We start from the raw sequence: 19,999 nt of genomic DNA on the forward strand, positions 1-19,999 counted from the left end.
CTCACCGAGAAGAATGCTCGGCGGCTGGCGCGGACGACACCGGGCGGTGTGCTGCCCAGCGCAACAGAGCCGCGCTGACGGCGCCAACGGCTACCAGCACCGCACAACCGGCACCGGCGAGCGCCCCTAGCAGCCAGCCGGCCACCCCGGTGCCGGCCACGAACGGTGGCAGCCACTCGACGACGCGCACCCAGGACGGAATCTCGCTGTGCGCGTGGGCGATGGCCAGGGCGCGCTCGGGATACAGGTCGTTGAACGCCACCCCGAAGGACAGTGCCGCCAATTGCAATACCCAGCCGGTCCAGAAGTTGTCGGTGTCGTGCCATACCGCGTCGCCGATCAGACCGCTGGCTGCCGCGAAGGCGAACGCGGCCGCCCAGACACCGGTGACCGTCATGTTGATACGCACGAAAAGCGAAGTGCCCCAATGCTCGGGCGCCATCCGGTGCCGTGCGTAGACCATCGTGTACGGTCGCCTGATCATCAGGGTCACCACGGCATACCCGGCCAGCAGTGCATTGGTGATATCACCGGACCACAGTTCCAGCCACGCCTTCGTGGCGCTCGAGGCGAAGAACCCGATGACCGCCATCAGCACGAAGTAGCCGACGCCCAGAAACTCGATGACATGCACCGGGATTCCCCGCCGCCCGCACATCACGAGGATCAGCACCGAGATCGCCAGCGCCCCCGAGACGGCCACTTCGTAGCGTCCAGGGCCGGCCAGCGTCGACATCCACATCCACGGCGCAAGGCCGGAGAACGGTGAGTCCAGGAACCTGTCCCACAAGCGGGCTCCGTGCTTGCCGAGCATTACGCCGACCCTAGGTCGCCATGCTGTGAAGTTACCGAGACGCGACCTAACGTTCCCGAAGTCGCGACATCCCAGCCGGTAGCCTCGACGTGTGGTCAGCGAGGGGATACGAGTGGCGGTGTGCGTGGCCGCAGTCGTGCTGAGCCTGGGTGGTTGCTCCGATCTGACCAACGGCCATCCCACCGGGGCGCCGAACACCGACGGCATCGAACCGACGGTGTCCACCCCGCGACCCAGCCGAAGTACCCCCGCGCCTCCGAGTACGCCGGCCCCGTCCAGCCCCCTGCCCACCGCCGCGCCGCCGGGCGCCGAGACCCTCGCCCCGCAGAACGGGTATGTCTTCATCCAGACGAAATCGGGGTTGACGCGCTGCCAGGTGTCCACCGCCGAGGTGGGGTGCGAGTCGCAGTTCCAGAACGCTCCCCAGGTGGACGGCACGCCCGCCAACGGGGTGCGGTTGAGCGCCGACGGCGAAGTCCATTGGGTGTTGGGCAATCTCGGCGACATTCCGGCTGTCACCCTGGACTACAAGACCTACCGGGCGGTGGGGTGGACCATCGCGGCGTCGTCGGACGGCACCCGGTTCACCAACGACGGCACCGGCCACGGCATGCTCGTGCGAGTCGAGGGCGTGGACGTCTTCTGACCATGAGTGGGGGAATCTGATGTCGGTGGCACGACGGGAACGCGCAGCCCTGGTCGCCACCATGCGCGAGGCCGGGCCCGACGCCCCGACCCTGTGCGAGGGCTGGACCACCCGCGACCTGGCCGCACACCTGGTGGTGCGGGAGCGGCGCATCGACGCCGCCCCCGGCATCCTGCTTCCCGCGCTGGCCGGTTACACGGCGAAGGTCCAGGAACAGGTGACGGCGTCCAACGACTGGGGTGCTCTGCTGGACAAGGTTGCCGCCGGGCCGCCGGTGTACTCGCCGTTCGCCCTGCTCGACCCTTTGGTCAACGTCGCCGAGATGTTCATCCATCACGAGGACGTGCGCCGGGCCGGATCATCTTGGGATCCAAGGACTCTCGACGATCAGACCAGGCGCGCGCTGACTCGTCAGGTGGCTCAGTTCGCCAGGATGACGCTGTCGAAGTCGCCGGCCCGGGTCAGCCTGGCTGTGCCCGACGGCACGGTGCTGGCCACCGCAGGCAGCGGCGCACCGGTGACCGTCACCGGCGAGCCCGGCGAACTGCTGTTGTTCGCCGCGGGCCGCGAACCGGCGCGGGTGTCCTTCGACGGCGACGGTGACGCCGTCGCCGCGCTGCGCGCGGCCCGGCGTGGCATCTAGGGTTGTACACATGGGAACAACCGACTTCCGCGTCTTCGTCGAACCGCAACAAGGGGCCAGCTATGGTGACCAGCTCGCCGTGGCGCAGGCCGCCGAGAAGTTGGCGTTCTCCGCGTTTTTTCGATCGGACCACTACCTGGCCATGAGCGGCGACGGGCTGCCCGGCCCCACCGATTCATGGGTCACCCTGGGCGCTATCGCACGGGAGACCTCCACCATCCGGCTGGGCACCATGGTCACCTCGGCCACCTTCCGCCACCCAGGACCGTTGGCCATCGCCGTCGCCCAGGTCGACGAAATGAGCGGTGGCCGAATCGAATTGGGTATCGGCGCCGGCTGGTTCGAAGAAGAGCACCAGGCCTACGCCATCCCGTTCCCGCCGCTGGGCGAACGGTTCGACCGGCTCACCGAGCAATTGCAGATCCTCACCGGCCTCTGGGATACGCCCGTCGGCGAGACCTTCGACTTCACCGGCACGCACTACACCGTCAAGGATTCGCCCGCCCTCCCCAAGCCGGTGCAGCGGCCCCTGCCGATCATCATCGGTGGTGGCGGTCCGAAGCGCACGCCGGCGCTCACCGCGCAGTACGCCGGCGAATTCAACATCCCGTTCGCCCCGCTGGACAAGGTCACCGAGCAGTTCGGCCGGGTCGCCGCGGCGGTCGACGCCGCGGGCCGGGCGCCGGACTCGCTGGTCTACTCGGCGGCGTTCGTGTTGTGCGCCGGTCGTGACGAGGCCGAACTGACCCGCCGCGCGGGCGCCATCGGCCGCGAGCTGGACGAGATGCGCCAGAACTCGCCGACAGTGGGCACCCCGGCGGAGATCGCCGACAAGCTGGGCCCCTACCTCGACGCCGGCGTCACGCGGGTATACCTGCAGGTTCTGGACATGTCCGATCTCGACCACCTGGAGTTCTTCGCGTCCGAGGTCATCGGTCAACTCGGTTGACCCGGCAGCCGACGGCACCACGCGGTTACTATCGGTGCCCGTGACGGACGAGCGTAAGTGGCATGAACGCACGTCCACGTTGGCCGCGGCCAGTCTCGCCGCGCTGGCGGCCATCGCGCTGATCGTCTGGGGCGCCCTGTTCGTCGCCCGCCAGTTCAATCAGCCGCAGCAGGCGCCGACGGAGTTCGTCACGCCCAGCTTCTCGGACGGTTCGACATCGTCGGCGACCACCACGACCGAGACCATCACCAGCACCAGCCCGCCGGCCACCACCGACATCACCGATCCGGACGCCACCAGTTCGTCGGCGACGTCCTCGACCACCTCGTCGACATCGCCGACGCAGGGACCGCAGACCCGGCACCGCAGCACCGAACCCAGCGACGGGGAGACCACCACCCGACGGCGGCCCCGGTTCAACGAGACCCGGACGCTGTACCCGCCGCCCTGATCAGCAAGCGCTCATCGGCCCATCGCGTGGTACTCCGCCACCAGCGCCTCCGCGCTGCGCACCGCCGCCCGGCAGGCCCTGGTGGTGAACGGATCGTTGAGCGGATGATCGGCACGGCGCCGCCAACGCTGCGCGGCCGCGAACGCCGCCCGCGGCCCGTCGTACGGATCGTCGGGGCCCAGCCCCAGCCGGCTGGCCGGGTCGGTGCCCGACCCGCCGATCAGGCGGCGCAGCGACACCATCTCGTCGTCGTTCAAAGTGGTTGGCCGGGAACGCAATTGGCTCAGGAGTCGGAGTTCCTCGAACGGATGGGCGTCGGCGAGCAACGGGTCGACGTCAGCCAGGATCTGCCTGCCGGCATACACCGGATTGACCTGGACGAACCGCCGCAGCGCCAGCAGCGCGGTGTGCGCCTTGAGCAAATCGGAGCGCTGCGCGAACTGCTGGTCGATGACATCGCGCAGCGCGATCAGCCCGCTGCGCTCCAGCAGTTCGTCGGCCAGCGCCACCGAATCGCCGATCCCCGCGCGCAGCACCGCGATGGCGATGCGGATGCCGAACATGCCGAACCGGTCCAGCAGGGCGGCCCGGGTCGGCGCGTCCACCGGTAATGAGCTGTCCTCCCGGGCGAACCGGTCCACACTCAGCATCGCCTTGGTCAGGTCGGCCGGTTCCACCGCGGCCAGCTTCTCCAGCGCCACGAACTCGCTCTGACGCAACGTGCGTGCGGTCAGGGCCAGCAGCCCCGACACCGGGATCACCGCCTGACAGATGCCGGTCTTCTCCATCTCCGAGGTGAAGCGGGTGGCCACCTCACGCGCCGACAGCATCGCATCGATGCGCCCGGCCCCGATCTCGTCGGCCCGCGACGCCACGCCGATGACCCCCAACGCCCCCGCCGAACCACCGACCAGATCGCCGATCTGCTTGAGCAACGCGATATCGGCGGCGTTGAGTGTGCGCAGCAGGAACACGACAGCGTCCACCCGGGGCACACCGTCCTCCGGAACCAGCAGCCGCAGCGTGCGCGCCGAGACGTCGCGCGACAGTGACGAAGTACCCGGGGTGTCGATGATCGTGGTGTCGATCAGTTCCGCGGCCGGCCACTGCACGTCCAGATCCTCGATATCCCCCTCGTCCAGGCCGTCGAAGCTGAACGTCAACCCCCGATCGTGCGGGTCCCGGGTGATCGGCACGTTGGACCGGCGGCCGCCGCGATGATTGGCGGTCACCTTCGGGGTCAGACCGTGCCGGAACCGGGTGACCAGCCGGGTGGCCTCGGTGGCGTCGGTCGGGGCGATCTCCTCCCCCACCAGGGCATTGACCAGGGTCGACTTGCCTGACTTGAGGGTGCCGGCCAGCGCGATGCGGATCGGCTCGTTGAGCCGGGCGCCGATCCGCTGCAGTTCGTTGTGCACGTCCGGCCGGTCCCGGTAGGCGGGGTCGGCCTGGTAGGCGCGGACGGTGCCGGCCAGGATCGCGCGCACATTATCGCTGGTGCTCATACCGCCGATCAGCTTAATTTGTCGGCGTTGTCCGTCACCTGCCGCAGGATGTTGAGCTGGCGCTCCAACTCGGCGATGCGGGTGTTGCGCTCCTTCTCCTCCAGCTGGGCCGACGCCAGCGTGGCCTGCAGCGATTCGTTGAGCGAACGCGACGTCTGATTGGCGATACCGCGGTAGTGGTCCCGAAGCTGCCGCTGGATGGCGCGCAGCCGGTCCCGGGACTCCTTGTTCACCACGAACGACACATCGTCGACGAACCGGCGCATATTGGTCTTGGCCTCGTTGCGCACCCGCAGCATCCGGTTCTCCATGTCCTCCTTATAAGCCTTGCGGCCCAGCAGGAGTCCGGCCCCCAGCGACAGCGGGTTGAACATGCCGAGACCCGCGAACGAGGTGATCATGCCGAACATCAGCACGCCGCCGTAGGAACCGCGCATCCCGGTGACGATCTTGTGGCCGGTCTTGATCGGCTTGGCGTCCAGCCGGGCCACGGCTTTGAACTCCCCGAGGTTGGCGCCCATCTCCCGGGCGCTGACATGCGGTTGCTCGATGGCATCCAGGCCGGCTTCGGTGAAGGTGCGGGCTACCTCGGCGGCCAGGGCTTCGGCGCGCTGATAGGCCCAGACGAAGTTGTCGCCGACGGCGGTGGCGATGGCCTCTTCCAGCTCCGCACCGATCTCGGCCCAGTGCTGGGTGGGATCGCAGTTGTCGATCACCCGCTCGGTGTGAGCGGTGATGTGGCGGAACCGGTTTCGGAGATCGTGGTCGATATCGGCGGTGAGGTCGGCGATACCGTCGTTGAGCACTTGCTGCCACAGCGCGGTCTGCGCCAACGCATCCTGGGCTTCCTGCTTGCGCCGCTCCAGGTCGGCGGCCAGCTTCCCGCGGGTATCGGGATCGTTGAGCGCCGACAGTTCGGCGTCCGCCGCCAGGGCGAGATGCTCGGCGGCCGCCTTGATTTCGTCGACGACGTGGTCACGCACCCGATCGGTTTCGCGGGACATCACCTTGTCGCTCAGGAACTTCACGAGCTCGGGGAAATTGGATTCCTCGTTGAGCTCCTTGTCGTTGAGCGTGATCGCGTGGCTGCGCAGCACCGAACTCACCGCGATCATCGGGGTGGTGATGCCGGCGCGCTGCAGGTGTGCGGTGTTGGCGGCGACGATCTCACGCCAGTGCGGGTACAGGTCGGTCTTGGTGGCCGCGATGGCGGCGACGGGGCAGATCTCCACGGCTTGGCGCAGGAAGGTCAGCTCGGGTTCGGTGAACTCCTGACTGGTGTCGCTGATCATCAGCAGCGCGTCGGCCTCGGGCAGCAGGCCCAGGGTTGCCGAGAGGTGTGGCTGGCCGTGCCCACCGACGCCGGGGGTGTCGATGAAGGTCAGGCCGTTCTTGAGCATCGGGCTGGGCACGCCGACCTCGACGCGCAGCACTTCGCGGCCTTGCGCTTGGGGTGCGTTGCGCAGGTCATTGCGCAGGTCGGCCATGTCGATGGTGACGAACTCCGGCTCACCGTCGGGCCGGGCGATCGCCAGCCGCGCCCACGGGGTTTCGGCGTAGGAGACCACGGTGGCCAGCACGGTGCTCTCGTCGTCGCCGACGCGGGCCACCGGCATGTTCAGCAGGGAGTTCAGCAGCTGACTCTTGCCCTGTTTGAGCTGTCCGGCGATGACGACCCGGATCTGCGGGTCGGTGATCCGCTCCCTGGCGATGCGCAGCCGTTCCACGAGGTCGGGGCGGTCGTGGGCGGCCGCGATCCGGGAGGTGTGGTCGATGAGCTCGACGATCACTTCGACTGTTCTGGCCGGCCTGCCGGCGGGCCGGTCCTGCGGTTGCGTCATGTCGTCCTCTCCTGACCCATCAAAGGCTATGCGCGCCGAAAGGCGGGGACCTTCGTGGTCCCCGCCCATCGGGTGTCGATCAGAACGCGTGGAAAGCGGTGTGCGGCTCGACGGTGGTGGTGTTGTGCAGGTCGGTGTCGGCGTAGGTGTTGATGCCGCCGGCCTGGTGCACCGACTCGTCGGTCACCGTGGTGTGCACCGAGCTGTCCTCGTGGACGGAGCTGTCGGCATGCACCGAGCTGTCGATCGTGGAGTGTCCGCTGACCGTGGTGGTGGTCGAGGTGGTGGTCGCGGTGTGGCTGGAGCTGTCCACCACGTTGGTGTTGCCGCTGTCGACGTTGGTCGAGCCGTGGCTGTCGTTGATCACGATGCTGCCGCCGCTGCCGCCACTGCCGCCACTGGCGTGACCGCCGCCCAGGATGCCTCCACCGGCGCTGGCTCCGCCGCCGTTGCCGCCGCTGGTGTCGACGTCCTTGATGACGGGCCCGCTGTTGTGCGAGATGACGTCCCCACCGGCGGTCTGCGAGCTGTCGTGCACCTGGTTGCCTGCGCCGACGATCACCGGGGAATGGCTGCCGGTCAGCACATCGTGGACGTTGGTGTTGCCGTCGCCAACGGTGTTGTCGTGACCGGTGGTGACGGTGCCGGTGTTGGTGCCGTCGACGACCACGCCGCCGTTGGTGGCGGTCGTCGTGGTGGTGGTCTTGCTACCGAACAGCGTGATGTCACCGAAGCCGAGGTTGAACGCGCCCTGCTGGGCATTGGCGCCGGCATCCTGGTTGGGGCTGAACACCGGCACGTCGTTGTGGCTGGCGAAGTCGGTGCTGTTGTGGCTGGCGAAATCGGTCTGCGGCGCGAAGGTCGGCGCCGAGGTGTAGGAGGTCTGCGGCGAGAACGGCGAGGCGAAGCTGTGGTAGCTCGACACCGCGCTCTGCAGGCCGTACACCGGATCACCGTTGCCCAGTGCGACACCGGCCGGCGCGACGCTGGCCGCGACCGACGCGAGCTGGGCGGCGCTGACGTTCGGCAGGCCGGCGTCACGCATGGCCTGGTCGGGGTCGGCCACGAAGGCCGCCGCGACGTCGGGGCTGCGGAACAGGTCGAGGATGTAGTCGATCAGAGTGGTCATCGGAGTGCCTTTCCTTCGAGGGTGGTCTGTCTGTTTCCGGGTGGTCCGGCGAACTGACAACAACGTTATGGATTCCGCCCGACGGCGGAAACGGGGCCGAAACCCCTCCTTGCACATCCCCCACCGGGGGTATAGGGGCCACACCCATTAGGGGATTAGGGGATGGCCGGGTGGTCGGCATCCGGGCATGAAAAAAGCCCGCTCCCTTGCAGGTGAGCGGGCTTTTCGGGATGTTCAGCCGAAGATGTCGAATCCTCCGTCATCGACGGGAGTGTGGTGGTCACCGCCGCTGTCGGGGTTCCAGTGGGTTTCCAGGCCAGTGTCGACCACGGGCACGTCGTCGACGGGATGGAGATCCCCAGCAAAGTTCGGTACGTCGGCCGAATAGTCATCGACGACGGTGCGGACGCTGGGCTCGAAGGCGTCGGGAAGGGTCACCGCCGAGTGCGCGTCATCGGTCACCACGACGGGGACGTGATCGCTGACGGCACCGAAATCCCCGAAGGCGTCGAAGGCGGCCGTCGCGGCGCCGCTGGCCCAGACGTTGTCCCCGGAGTCCAGCAGATCGGCACCGCCGGTGGGCACCGCCGCCGACAGCGACTCGGTGACCACGGGGATCAGATGGTTGACGTCGGCGGTGGTCACGTCCGTGAGGTGGGCGTCGGCGATCGCCTGGCCGGGATCGGCGGCGTAGCGTGCCGCAGCATCCGGGTCGCGCACCAGCGACATGACGAAGTCCAGCAGTTCATTCGCCATCGGATCGCCCTCCTTATCTCCTGTGAGTTGGCTTCGATGTTATCGATGCACGTCACGGCGCAAATCGGTGCTGAACCCACCTCGCCGATCGCGCCATTAGGGGATGCCCCATTAGGGGTTTCGACACGTTAGGGGGATTGCCACGGACCGCCGTCGACTGCCACTAAGGTGAGGGCGTCACGACTCTCGACAGGAGATCACATGGGCGACTCTCTCGGGTTGTCGATCGGTGTCACGAATCTGGTGGCGGCACGGGAAGGCCGGCCGCCGGTGGTGCGTCGCGCGGTGCTGACCCTGTTCAACGACCGCGCCCCCGAGGTGGGTGTCCCTGGCCAGAACCCGAATCTGAATCAGCCCGGCCTGGTGCTGGGCGGCTTCGTGGACCGCGTCGGCGACCCGGTGCCCCTGGTCGCCTCCGACGGGTCGTCGCACCGCGGTGATCAGGTGCTCGCCGAGGCGTTGGACGCGATGGCCCACACCGTCGGCGGCGGCGCACCCATCACCATTGCCGCCCCGGCGCATTGGAGCCCTACCGCGGTCTCCGCGTTGCAGGTTGCATTGCGTGCCAAACCCGGCCTGTCGTCGGCGACGCTGGTTCCCGATTCGGTGGCCGCCCTCGCCGGTCTGCGCAGTGGGCCTGGCCTGCCCGCGCAGGGCGTCGTCGTGCTGGTGGATCTGGGCGGCAGCGGTACCAGCATCACGCTCGCCGACGCGGGCGCCGACCTAGCGCCGTTGGGCACCACGCAGCGTTACCCGGACTTCTCCGGCGATCAGATCGACCAGGCCTTGCTCAACCACGTCATCGCCGGCATCGCCGATGCCGGTAACGCCGATCCCGCCGGTACGGCGGCGGTGGGTTCGCTCGGCAGGCTGCGCGAGGAGTGCCGCCTGGCCAAGGAGCGGTTGTCCGCCGAGACCGCCACCGTGATCCCGGTCGAACTGCCCGGGTTCACCTCCGATGTCCGGGTGACCCGTCCCGAACTGGAGCAACTGATCTCCGGACCCGCGGACGGCTTGCTCAACGCAGTGGATGAAGTGTTGCAGCGCAACAGGATTCCGGTGTCCAGCGTGTCCGCGATCGCAACCGTCGGTGGCGGCGCACCGATTCCGTTGGCCACCCAGCGACTGTCCGAACGGTTGCAGGCACCGGTGATCACCACGCCGTACGCCCAGGTGAACACCGCCGTCGGCGCGGCGTTGGTGGCCGGCCTGGCTTCCGAGGCCGCTGCCGCAACGGGTTTGGCGCCGGCCGCGGCCGCCGATGCCGCGCCCACCGGACTGGCTCCGACCATGGGTTGGGCCGGGGCAGGTGACCCGGCAGGGGCGCCCCCGACCACAGCAGCGCCGGGATTGGCCTGGTCCCAAGACAATCCGGTTCAAAGCGGTGAGCCGGTGCCTTACGAGGGGCCGGATTACGACACCGGTTTCACCGATGCCAGGCCCGAGGTGGCCTTCGCTCGTGATGACGAACAGGAGGGCGAGGCAGCGCCGCTGCCCTGGTACATGCGTCCCCCGCTGCTCTTCGGCGCTGCCGCCGCAGCGGTTCTGCTGGCCGGTGGTGGGCTCGCGGTCACGTTGACCGGTAACAGCGAACCGGGCGGAACGGTGATCGAGACGGCCACCAGTTTCTCCACCCAACCGGGCCAGAGCACCGAGCCGGTGGTCACCGAGCCGCAGACCGTGACGGTGACCGGGTCCGACGGGCTGGTCACCACCTCCGAGGTGCCGCCACCGCCACCCCCGAGCACGACCACGACCACCACCACGCCGTCGACCACCAGCTCGACCACGACCACGACGACGACCACCACCACGACGACCACCACGACCACGACCACCACCACGACGACTCCGCCGACGACGACCACCACGACCACGACCCAGCCGCCGACGACCACCACGACGAAACCGCCGACCACCTCGGCGGCGGCGCAGACGACGACGGCCGCACCACCGGTCACCACCACGGTGGTCCAGTCCGGTAACGGATAACCGAACCGATGGGCGCAGGCGCGCGGCGCAACGGGGCGACCTCCGCTGATCCGCTCGCCGGTCTGATCGAAGTGCCGACCAGGCCGGCCAAGGTGCTGGTGTCCGGGGGGATCGGCACCGGTAAGACCGCACGGGTCACCGAGGTGCGCGACGCACTGCGCGAGGCAGGCCGGCCGGTGTTGTCCTGGGTGCCGGATGAATCCGAGATCGATGGCGCGGCCATCGTCATCGACGATGCCGAACTACTCGACGACGACGCACTGGTCCGGTTGACCGCGCTGGTGGAGCGCGCGGAGCTGACCATCGTCGTCGCCGCCGCACCGCTGGCGCACCGGGCTGCGCTGGACAATCTGACCACGGCCTTGGCGCGGGAGAATCCGGTTGTCGCACTGGGACCCCTGCCGCCCAGCGAATTCCCTTCGCTGCCACATGAATTGGTGCGTGCCGTGCAGGCGGCGACCTCCGGGTTACCGTTCCTGGTGACATCGGTCGCGGCGGCCCTCGGGGCACCGGACGCCGAGTCCGCCACGGCCGTGATCGGCACCGCGGCCCGGGTCGCCTTGGTGGAACGGCTACACCGGTTGGGCCGTCCGGTGCTCGACGCGTTGCTGCTGTGCTCGCTGAGCCCCGGCCTGGGTGCCGACGACATTGCCGCCGCACTGGGCGTCGACGCCGACGAGTCCGCGCGCGTGATGGATCACGCCCGCGCCACCGGCCTCATCGACCCCGCGCACCGCCGGCCGTTCCTGGGCATCCTGCACCGGGCAGTGGCCGAGATCCTGGGGTCGGCGCGGCATCATGAGGACGAGACCGCGCTCCTCCGATCGCAGTACGAGTTAGGAACGCTCTCAACGGATTTGGCTTTGCGTATGGCAGAGCACGGATTGCGCGACACCCTGCTGGCTGACGCGTTGGTCGCGCTCGCCACCGAGCATCGCGGCCAGCCGGCCCGGGCGGCCCGGCTGTTCCGGGCGGCGGCCGACGCCGGAGCGGCCACCCGTGCGCACAGCGCCGGACTGGCCGACGCCCTGGCGATGACGGGTGACTGCACGACCGCGGCACGACTGGCCGACGAGCTGCTCGGCTCGTCCGACGCGGCCGAACGCGCGGCCGCGGTCCGGATCGCCGCCAGCATCGCCGCCCATGACGGGGCGGCCGCCCAAGCCGCCGATCTGTTCCGCTGGCTCGGCCCGTATCCCGACGCCGTCATCGGGTCCGCCGCGACCATCGTGTCCATCGGCACCGGCGACGTCGCGGCGGCTCGCGCTGCGCTGGCCGGCGAGGACAGCGGCCCGCCCACCTCCACGGCGCGAGCGGCTCGCAGCTTGGCGGTCGGGTTGCTGGCCACCCTGGACCAGCCGTATGCCGGCGCGATCGGGCAGCTGAGCCAGGCGATCACCGCCGAGCGCACCGCTGCCGGTGTCGCGCCCGACAGCGCGGCGGCGCTGGTCACCCTCGCCGCTCTGCACGGCGGCGATCCGGTGCGGGCGCGCAGCATCATCGCCCGCGCCGCGGCCACCGACTCGGCCGACGACCACGGCTTCACCGCGGCCCGTCATTGGCTGCTGCTCGGCTGGGTCCGCATGCAGGACGGCCAGTTGAGCGCGGCGAACGCCGACGTGGCGGCGATACCGCCGGCACCGCACCGTCGGGACGCGCTCTGGGCGGCAGCGCTGCGCACCGCCATTGCGCGGCGCAGCGGTGACGGTGGCGCGGTGCAGAAGTATTGGTATGCCGCCGTGGAGGTGCTGGCCGAGTACTCGCTGGACGTCTACTGCACGCTGCCGCTGGGGGAAGTGTGGGTGGCCGCCGCGCGGCTGCGCCAGGTGGACCGGATCGCGCACCACATCGACGAGGCGTTCGGCCTGCTCGCCGCGCTCGGTAACCCGGTGCTGTGGTCGGTACCGCTGCACTGGGCCGGGGTGCATGCCGGCATCCTGGCCAACTCTCCGGAAGCGGTGGCCCCGCATGGTCAGGCGCTGGCTGCCGCGGCCGGGCAGAGCCCGTTCGCGCGTAGTTTGGCCACCGCGGGCCGGACCTGGCTGCGGGTGCTGGCCAATCAGGTCGATCCCGAAGAGGTCACGGCTGCGGCGCGCGGCCTGGCCAGGTTCGGGCTGACCTGGGACGCCACCCGGCTGGCCAGTCAGGCGGCGCTGCACACACCGGATGGCAAGGTGTCCGGCTCGATGTTGCAGCTCGCCCGTGACCTGAAATCCGATATCGCCGACGACGTCCTCCCGACGGCCCCGGCCCGCGCGGCGGCCGAGCCGGGACAGTCGATGCCGACGTGGGCGCGGCTGTCGGACCGAGAGCGCGAAGTGGCCGAGCTGGTGCTGCAGGGTATGCCGTATCGCGATATCGGTAACCAGCTGCTGATCTCAGCCAAGACGGTCGAGCACCACGTGGCGCGGATCCGGCGCCGGCTCGGGGCCGAATCGCGCTCGGAGATGCTGTCCATGTTGCGAGCCCTGGTCGGTCCGCAGGCCTGACGCCGCCTCGTCACAACTGTGGCAACCGCCACAGCGAGTGGTTTGCCGGCGCCCGGCGTCGACCGTTCCGGTAGCGGCGTTACACAGCCATCGCCCGGTGTCATCAAGACTTTTCCGGTACCGGCGGACCGGGTATCCGGGCGACCGTCGCGCACCCAGCAAGGTGACATATGACCTACTTAGGTCAGCCTTGCTAGCGGCGCTTCCTAGGCGGATGCAACTATGAGCAGGCATCTAGCCTAAGTTACTGGCGAGTAACACATCTTAAGTTACTACTGAGTAGCTTAAACTACGGGAGGCGCACGGTGGAGAACAGCCTGGAGCACACGCTCACGACGGGCCGGTTGATCCTTGGTTTGTTGATGACCGCCATCGTCTTGGTGTTCGCCGCCAAGCGGGTGCTGTGGCTGACCAAGTTGATCAATTCCGGTCAGCGCGTCGGTGACGAACGTGGCCGCAAAGACCACCTGCTCACCCGGTTCCTCAACCAGAACAAGGAAGTCTTCGCCCAGTCGAAGCTGCTGAAGTGGTCGATCCCCGGTATCGCGCACTTCTTCACCATGTGGGGCTTCTTCGTGCTGGCCTCGGTGTACCTGGAGGCCTACGGCGTCCTGTTCGACCCGGAGTTCCACATCCCGTTCGTCGGCCGCTGGGCCGTGCTCGGCTTCCTGCAGGACTTCTTCGCCCTGGCCGTGCTGGCCGGCATCATCGTCTTCGCCATCATCCGCATCACCCGCGAGCCCAAGAAGATCGGCCGCGAGTCGCGCTTCTACGGATCCCACACCGGGGGCGCGTGGGAGATCCTGTTCATGATCTTCCTGGTCATCCTGACCTACGCCATCTTCCGCGGCGCCGCGGTCAACGTGCTCGGCGAGAACTTCCCCTACCAGAGCGGCGCGTTCTTCTCCGACGGTATGGCCGCCCTGCTCGCCCCGCTCGGCCCCACCGCCAACGCCTGGATCGAGACCATCGCCCTGATGGGTCACATCGGCGTCATGCTGGTGTTCCTGCTGATCGTGCTGCACTCCAAGCACCTGCACATCGGCCTGGCCCCCATCAACGTCACCTTCAAGCGGCTGCCCGACGGCCTGGGCCCCCTGCTTCCCATGGAGCACAAGGGTGAGCTGATCGACTTCGACGATCCGGCCGAGGACGCGGTGTTCGGCCGCGGCAAGATCGAGGACTTCACCTGGAAGGGTTACCTCGACTTCACCACCTGCACCGAATGTGGTCGCTGCCAGTCGCAGTGCCCGGCCTGGAACACCGGAAAGCCGCTGTCGCCCAAGCTCGTCATCATGAACCTGCGCGACCACATGTTCGCGAAGGCGCCCTACCTGATCGAAGGCAAGCCGAGGCCCGAGGAGGGCTCGGTCGACTTCGCCGCGCTCGGCGACAGCCTGCACGGACACGGTGTGCCCGAGGACGGCTTCGCCCGTATCGAGGGTTCCGGCCCCGAGCAGGCCCTGCGCCCGCTGGTCGGCACCGCCGAACAGGGCGGTGTCATCGATCCCGACGTGCTGTGGTCCTGCACCAACTGCGGTGCGTGCGTCGAGCAGTGCCCCGTGGACATCGAGCACATCGACCACATCGTCGACATGCGCCGCTACCAGGTCATGGTCGAGTCGGAGTTCCCCGGTGAGCTGGGTGTGCTGTTCAAGAACCTGGAGAACAAGGGCAACCCCTGGGGTCAGAACGCCAAGGACCGCACCAACTGGATCGACGAGGTCGAGTTCGACGTCCCGGTGTACGGCCAGGACGTGGACTCCTTCGAAGGCTTCGAGTACCTCTTCTGGGTCGGCTGCGCCGGCGCCTACGAGGACCGCGCCAAGCGGACCACCAAAGCGGTCGCCGAGCTGCTGGCCACTGCCGGGGTGAAGTTCCTGGTGCTGGGCACCGGTGAGACGTGTACCGGTGATTCGGCCCGCCGCGCCGGCAACGAGTTCCTGTTCCAGCAGCTGGCCGCGCAGAACGTCGAGACCATCAATGAGCTGTTCGAGGGTGTCGAAGCCGTCGACCGCAAGGTCGTGGTGACCTGCCCGCACTGCTACAACACGATCAACCGCGAATACCCCCAGCTGGGCGCCAACTACACCGTGGTGCACCACACCCAGCTGCTCAACCGCCTGGTCCGGGACAAGAAGCTCATCCCGATCAACCCGGTCGGCCAGGATGTCACCTACCACGACCCGTGCTTCCTCGGCCGGCACAACAAGGAGTACGAGGCCCCGCGCGAACTGGTCGGCGCGGCCGGCGCGAAGCTCACCGAGATGCCGCGGCACGCCGATCGTGGTCTGTGCTGTGGTGCCGGTGGCGCGCGGATGTGGATGGAAGAGCACATCGGCAAGCGCGTCAACCAGGAACGCACCGAGGAAGCCCTGGACACCGGGGCGTCCGCGATCGCGACGGGCTGCCCGTTCTGCCGGGTGATGATCACCGACGGCGTCGACGAGGTCACCGCGAACAGTGACCGCGCCAAGGCCGAGGTGCTCGACGTGGCCCAGCTGCTGCTGAACTCGCTGGACACCAGCGTCTACACGCTGCCGGAGAAGGGCACCGCCGCCGCAGCGTCGGCGGCACGTGCCGAGGCCAGGGCCGCTACGGAAGCCGCACAAGCCGCGGCCGCACCGGTGCAGGAGAAGGTCGAGGAGAAGGTCGAAGCGCCTGCTGCTGCTGCCGAGGCAGCCACGGCGGCCCCGGCCCCGGTCACGGGCCTGGGCATCGCGGGTGGGGCCAAGCGCCCCGGCGCCAAGAAGGCTGCCCCGGCCGCAGCCGCCGCTCCCGCGGCAGAGGCAGCCGCCCCGGCACCGGTCAAGGGCCTGGGTATCGCCGGTGGGGCCAAGCGCCCCGGCGCCAAGAAGGCCGCCCCGGCCGCAGCCGCAGCTCCCGCGGCAGAGGCAGCCGCTCCGGCCGATGCCCCCGAGTCCCCCGCGGCCCCGGTGAAGGGTCTGGGGTTGGCCGCCGGCGCCAAGCGTCCGGGTGCCAAGAAAGCTGCTCCAGCCGCCGCTCCGGGTGCTGAGGTACCGGCCGAGCCCGCCGCCGAAGCGCCCGCTGCCTCGGCCGAGCCCGCCAAGCCGGAACCGCCCGTCGTCGGGCTCGGGATCGCCGCGGGTGCGCGTCGTCCGGGTGCCAAGAAGGCTGCCCCCGCCGCTGCCCCCGCCGCACCTGCCGAGCCGCCGGCCGCGGCCGCCGAACCGGAGTCAACGGCGACCGAACCGGCCGCCCCGGCTGAGCCTGCCGAACCGGCCAAGCCGGAGCCTCCGGTGGTCGGGCTGGGCATCAAGCCCGGCGCCCGCCGCCCCGGCAAGCGCTAAAACCCCCCGCGATTTGTGGAGCCGCAGCCGTAATGATTACGGCTGCGGCTCCACAAGTCGCAATTGGAATGGGGTCGCGGTGGTGATCCCGCCGGGGCAAGCGCCATTCGAATCCGCGGAAAGAACACCGCCCAGCGTTACCGGATCGATCGTCAAATAGATGACGGCCGGTTGATAACTACCGTCGTCGCACACATAACCGTCGGGTTTGGTCACCGAGAAATTCCACCGGCCGTCGGTGAACGTCATCGGGCTGGTCCAGCCCTGATTACTGGCCACGGTTCCGGTACACCCGGTGATCCCGCAAACGCTGGAAATCGTCCAGACATTCTCGTCGTCGCCGCCGGCATAAGTACCGTTGAGCAGCGGTGGATCGGCCTGCGCCGATGCGGCGAAACTCAGTGCGGCAACTGCCGTCATCGCGAAAGCCGCGACCGTCACACGTGTCATCGACGTCATAGTGATTCAGGAACTTAACACCGATCACGCAGAAAACTCCGACCCCGACGTCAAATTGCAACCTTGCGCAAAAAACCGGTTTGCGAGGCCATGGGAGAATTAGCCGCGTGAGCACCCACCAGATGTCGTGGCAGAACACCGGGCAACACCCGCGCCCGCGGACGTTCGCGCAGTCCACCAAACTGCAGGACGTCCTCTACGAGATCCGCGGTCCGGTACACGAACACGCCTCACGGCTGGAGGCCGAAGGCCACCGCATCCTCAAGCTCAACATCGGTAACCCGGCCCCGTTCGGATTCGAGGCACCCGATGTGATCATGCGCGACATCATCCAGGCGCTGCCGACGGCGCAGGGCTACTCGGACTCCAAGGGCATCCTCAGCGCCCGGCGCGCGGTATTCACCCGCTACGAATTGGTGGACGGTTTCCCGAAATTCGATGTCGACGACGTGTTCCTGGGCAATGGTGTCTCCGAGCTCATCACCATGACGCTGCAGGCCCTGCTGGACAACGGCGACCAGGTGCTCATCCCCGCGCCGGACTATCCGCTGTGGACGGCGTCGACCTCGCTGGCCGGTGGCACCCCGGTGCACTACATGTGCGACGAGACGCAGGGCTGGAATCCCGATATCGCCGACCTGGAATCCAAGATCACCGACCGCACCAAGGCGATCGTGGTGATCAACCCGAACAACCCCACCGGCGCGGTGTACACCCGCGAGACCCTCAGCCAGATCGCCGATCTGGCCCGCAAGCATCAACTGCTGCTGCTCGCCGACGAGATCTACGACAAGATCCTCTACGACGACGCCAAGCACATCGCGATGGCGTCGATAGCGCCTGACGTCCTGTGTTTGACTTTTAATGGCCTGTCCAAGGCCTACCGGGTGGCCGGCTACCGGTCGGGCTGGCTGGTGATCACCGGCCCCAAGGAGCACGCCACCAGCTTCATCGAGGGCATCAGCCTGCTGGCCAATATGCGGCTGTGCCCGAATGTTCCTGCGCAGCATGCCATTCAGGTGGCCCTCGGCGGCCATCAGAGCATCGACGACCTGGTGTTGCCGGGGGGCCGGCTGCTCGAGCAGCGCGACGTCGCCTGGGAGAAGCTCAACGAGATCCCCGGGGTCTCGTGCGTCAAGCCGTCCGGTGCGCTGTATGCCTTCCCTCGGCTGGATCCCGAGGTGTACGACATCCACGACGACGAGCAGTTGGTGCTCGACCTGCTGCTGCAGGAGAAGATCCTGATCACCCAGGGCACCGGATTCAACTGGCCCACACCGGATCACCTGCGCATCGTCACCCTCCCCTGGGCCCGTGACCTGGCCAAGGCTATCGAGCGGCTGGGCAACTTCCTGGTGAGCTACCGCCAGTAACGGCCCAGCCGGACCCCTTACCCTTGCTCAGGTGACGCACTCGCACGGGCATTCGCACTCGCTGGACGGTCCCTCACCGCTGGGCCCGCTGGCCGCCCGGATCGTCATCGGCTTGTTGGTGGCCATCGGTGTCGCCACCGTCGTCGGCGCCGTGTGGTTGTGGCCCAGCCAGCAGAAGGTCGCCATTCCGCTGCCGTTCCAGAACTCGTCGGGCGGGGCGGTCACCACCGAGGCCGGCCGGGTGCTGGCCACCGGTAAGTCGGTGTGTGGCGGCCAGGATGTCGGTGCCGTGCTGACCAGACAATCACTGCCCACCGGGCCGGCGGATTCGCCGTGTGTGCGGTCCATGGTGGCCATCGAGTCCGGACCCAATTCGGGCGCCATGACCGCGCTGGAGTTCAGCGGCGGTCCCAGCCAGCCCCAGCTCAAGGTGGGCGACCAGATCCGGATCACCCGCCAGGTCGACCCGACCGGCACCACCACCTACGCGTTCTACGACTACGAGCGGACGTGGCCGTTGGTCGCGCTGGCCGCCGCGTTCGCTCTCGTGGTGGTGGCGGTGGCCCGGTGGCGCGGGTTGCGCGCACTGGTCGGCATCGTGGTGGCGTTCATCGTGTTGGTGGTCTTCCTGCTGCCTGCGCTGCGCGACGGTGCACCCACCGTCCCGGTGGCGTTGGTGGCGTCCTCGGCGATTCTGTACGCGGTGATCTATTTGGCGCACGGCGTGAGCCTGCGCACCAGCGCGGCCCTGCTGGGCACCCTGACCGCACTCTTCCTTGCCGCATTGTTGTCCTGGGCCGCAATCGAATTGACCAACCTCACGGGCCTGTCCGAAGAGGAGAACAACGCCGTCGCCACCTATATGGGCAACGTGTCGATCACCGGCCTGCTGCTGGCCGGGTTCATCGTCGGCTCACTCGGTGTGCTCAACGACGTCACCGTCACACAGGCGTCGACGGCGTTCGAGCTGGCCGAGCACGCGACGTCGCGGCGGGCGATCTTCGCCGGGGCGATGCGGGTGGGCCGCGACCACATCGCCAGCACCGTCTACACCTTGGTGCTGGCCTATGCCGGTAGCGCGCTGCCGCTGCTGCTGTTGTTCAGCGTGGCCAACCGGTCCCTTGGCGACGTGCTGACCAGTGAGAGCGTGGCCATCGAGATCGCGCGCTCCGCGGTGGGCGGCATCGCCCTGGCGTTGTCGGTGCCGTTGACGACGGCGATCGCCGCCGTACTGGCGACGCCGGGGCCGCTCGGCGGCAAGCCCGCCGGCTAGACCAGATCCGACTCGGAGAGCTCGGTGGCCGCCAGCGCCTCCTCCAGGCTGGCGTGCCGGAACACCGATGTGACGTGGTCGTGCACCACCCGGAACGCCGACCCGAAGGTGTCCGCGTCGGCGCCGTCGTCGCCGGTGACGGTCTGCTCGGCGACCACCACACCGTCATGCACGTACATCCGGCCCACCGTCACCGTGTCGCCGAGGCCCTGCGCCCACTCCCGCAACGCGGTACGGCCCTGTGCGGCGCCGCCGGCGTCACCGAATTCGATGTCATCGCTGCACAACTGGTCCAACGTGGCGAAGTCCCTGGCGTTCAGGGCGTCATGCCAGGCAAGGACGGTCGCGATCTCGGAGGTACTCACGCC

16 protein-coding genes are annotated in these 19,999 nt (G+C 68.4%); 9 read left to right on the forward strand and 7 right to left on the reverse strand.

All coding sequences use genetic code 11. The annotated features are described in order from the left end of the window. Position 1 precedes the first annotated feature (1 nt). Positions 2-814, reverse strand: coding sequence for a hypothetical protein (locus SBI67_RS06955; protein ID WP_318979844.1), 813 nt, complete (start codon positions 812-814; stop codon positions 2-4). 106 nt (positions 815-920) lie between these two features. On the opposite strand from SBI67_RS06955, the gene SBI67_RS06960 reads away from it, so the two are divergent. From SBI67_RS06960 to SBI67_RS06975, 4 genes are read left to right on the forward strand one after another with little or no spacing between them, the layout of a single operon-like run. Beyond that, positions 921-1,460, forward strand: a complete 540-nt coding sequence (locus SBI67_RS06960; RefSeq protein ID WP_413232445.1) for a hypothetical protein — start codon at positions 921-923, stop codon at positions 1,458-1,460. 19 nt (positions 1,461-1,479) lie between these two features. After that, positions 1,480-2,103: a TIGR03085 family metal-binding protein gene (locus SBI67_RS06965; RefSeq protein WP_318979845.1), complete on the forward strand. Its 624-nt coding sequence runs from the start codon at positions 1,480-1,482 to the stop codon at positions 2,101-2,103. Positions 2,104-2,113: 10 nt separating this feature from the next. Continuing rightward, entirely contained in the window at positions 2,114-3,052 is a 939-nt protein-coding gene (locus tag SBI67_RS06970) for an LLM class F420-dependent oxidoreductase (protein ID WP_318979846.1), read from the forward strand. A 40-nt stretch (positions 3,053-3,092) separates the two neighbouring features. Then, on the forward strand, positions 3,093-3,503 hold the full coding sequence (locus SBI67_RS06975; protein ID WP_318979847.1) for a hypothetical protein: 411 nt from the start codon (positions 3,093-3,095) through the stop codon (positions 3,501-3,503). 11 nt (positions 3,504-3,514) lie between these two features. On the opposite strand, the gene SBI67_RS06980 is transcribed toward SBI67_RS06975, so the two are convergent. The 4 genes from SBI67_RS06980 to SBI67_RS06995 form a co-directional block, all read right to left on the reverse strand. Beyond that, complete coding sequence (locus tag SBI67_RS06980; protein WP_318979848.1) at positions 3,515-5,008, reverse strand: dynamin family protein; 1,494 nt, start codon at positions 5,006-5,008, stop codon at positions 3,515-3,517. Positions 5,009-5,016: 8 nt separating this feature from the next. Beyond that, on the reverse strand, positions 5,017-6,849 hold the full coding sequence (locus SBI67_RS06985; protein WP_318979849.1) for a dynamin family protein: 1,833 nt from the start codon (positions 6,847-6,849) through the stop codon (positions 5,017-5,019). A gap of 79 nt (positions 6,850-6,928) precedes the next feature. Beyond that, the gene (locus SBI67_RS06990; protein WP_318979850.1) at positions 6,929-7,978 is read right to left on the reverse strand and encodes an IniB N-terminal domain-containing protein; all 1,050 of its coding nucleotides are present in this window, start codon (positions 7,976-7,978) and stop codon (positions 6,929-6,931) included. Between the two features lie 234 nt (positions 7,979-8,212). Continuing rightward, positions 8,213-8,734 carry an Rv0340 family IniB-related protein gene (locus SBI67_RS06995; RefSeq protein WP_318979851.1) on the reverse strand — a complete coding sequence of 174 codons (522 nt, stop codon included), beginning with the start codon at positions 8,732-8,734 and terminating at the stop codon, positions 8,213-8,215. A 201-nt stretch (positions 8,735-8,935) separates the two neighbouring features. On the opposite strand from SBI67_RS06995, the gene SBI67_RS07000 reads away from it, so the two are divergent. From SBI67_RS07000 to SBI67_RS07010, 3 genes are all read left to right on the forward strand, one after another. Next, complete coding sequence (locus SBI67_RS07000; protein ID WP_318979852.1) at positions 8,936-10,726, forward strand: Hsp70 family protein; 1,791 nt, start codon at positions 8,936-8,938, stop codon at positions 10,724-10,726. Between the two features lie 8 nt (positions 10,727-10,734). Next, a complete protein-coding gene (iniR, locus tag SBI67_RS07005) occupies positions 10,735-13,215 on the forward strand; it encodes an isoniazid response ATPase/transcriptional regulator IniR (RefSeq protein WP_318979853.1) in 2,481 nt (826 codons plus the stop codon). Positions 13,216-13,577: 362 nt separating this feature from the next. Beyond that, positions 13,578-16,526 carry a heterodisulfide reductase-related iron-sulfur binding cluster gene (locus SBI67_RS07010; protein WP_318980473.1) on the forward strand — a complete coding sequence of 983 codons (2,949 nt, stop codon included), beginning with the start codon at positions 13,578-13,580 and terminating at the stop codon, positions 16,524-16,526. Positions 16,527-16,562: 36 nt separating this feature from the next. Here the strand turns inward: SBI67_RS07010 and SBI67_RS07015 are convergent, their stop codons facing one another. Next, the gene (locus SBI67_RS07015; RefSeq protein WP_318979854.1) at positions 16,563-16,976 is read right to left on the reverse strand and encodes a hypothetical protein; all 414 of its coding nucleotides are present in this window, start codon (positions 16,974-16,976) and stop codon (positions 16,563-16,565) included. A 131-nt stretch (positions 16,977-17,107) separates the two neighbouring features. On the opposite strand from SBI67_RS07015, the gene SBI67_RS07020 reads away from it, so the two are divergent. Both SBI67_RS07020 and SBI67_RS07025 read left to right on the forward strand, forming a co-directional pair. Continuing rightward, positions 17,108-18,358, forward strand: a complete 1,251-nt coding sequence (locus SBI67_RS07020; protein WP_318980474.1) for a pyridoxal phosphate-dependent aminotransferase — start codon at positions 17,108-17,110, stop codon at positions 18,356-18,358. Positions 18,359-18,389: 31 nt separating this feature from the next. Continuing rightward, positions 18,390-19,631, forward strand: coding sequence for a YibE/F family protein (locus SBI67_RS07025; protein ID WP_318979855.1), 1,242 nt, complete (start codon positions 18,390-18,392; stop codon positions 19,629-19,631). On the opposite strand, the gene SBI67_RS07030 is transcribed toward SBI67_RS07025, so the two are convergent. Beyond that, on the reverse strand, positions 19,628-19,996 hold the full coding sequence (locus SBI67_RS07030) for a nuclear transport factor 2 family protein (RefSeq protein ID WP_318979856.1): 369 nt from the start codon (positions 19,994-19,996) through the stop codon (positions 19,628-19,630). The genes SBI67_RS07025 and SBI67_RS07030 overlap by 4 nt on opposite strands. Between the last annotated feature and the right edge of the window lie 3 nt (positions 19,997-19,999).

It is taken from the genome of Mycolicibacterium chengduense (assembly GCF_033741155.1).
GTDB lineage: Bacteria > Actinomycetota > Actinomycetes > Mycobacteriales > Mycobacteriaceae > Mycobacterium.